Annotated in this window: 1 pseudogene; it reads right to left on the reverse strand. The window is 35.3% G+C overall.

The features are described from left to right. Window positions 1-441: 441 nt before the first annotated feature. Window positions 442-579 (reverse strand): annotated as a pseudogene (locus HCR01_RS38150) (IS4 family transposase); the annotation flags it as partial. Between the last annotated feature and the right edge of the window lie 112 nt (window positions 580-691).

The following is a 691-nucleotide window of genomic DNA, read 5'->3' on the forward strand; positions in this document are numbered from 1 at the left end:
AATTTCGCAGATGCAGAAGGCAACTTTGCTGGAGTTATGAAATCTTTGTAATGCAAGACTTACATAGTTTTTATTTTCTTTTCCTTCTGCTTCCTGCTTCCTGCTTTATCTTCATGCCATTCGACTTGAAATCTTCTATTGACATCTATTTTTATGATTTTTATGAGAAGTTAAGTTTTTTACAAAAAAGTATATTTCAACATTTTATCCAATCACTTTCATCTTCAGGCATTTGAAAATGACAAATATTTTCTCAATAAAGCTCATTTCATTGAAGAGGTACTTTCGCAAATCTATTATGATACACGTTGACTACTATATCCTGATTCTTACTCTTTAAGAGTATAGCTATACCAGAAACACTGTAGAAACAGCATGGCGTCGAGAATGGGAACGAGTTTTGAAATATGCGAGTAGTTAAGAGGGATCTGATTTTTCCCGTTAAGTCTCTTTTGCAAGCTGCCAACCTTCACAAAGGTCGTGTAATTTTAACCAACCGCGCCACAGTACCTGGATACCAATAGGTGTTTTACTTCGATGTTCTAAGTAGCCACCAAGACGAGCAACAGTTTCAACTGCCTAGCTAACCGTTAGGGTTGTGTTGCAAAAAATATTTAAAGTGAGAAAATCCTCTAGAATTAAGATTGTTTATGCAACAAGTCCGAAGATATGTGCAATCAAATTGACTTGA

The organism is Nostoc sp. MG11, from assembly GCF_014904695.1.
Lineage (GTDB): Bacteria > Cyanobacteriota > Cyanobacteriia > Cyanobacteriales > Nostocaceae > Komarekiella.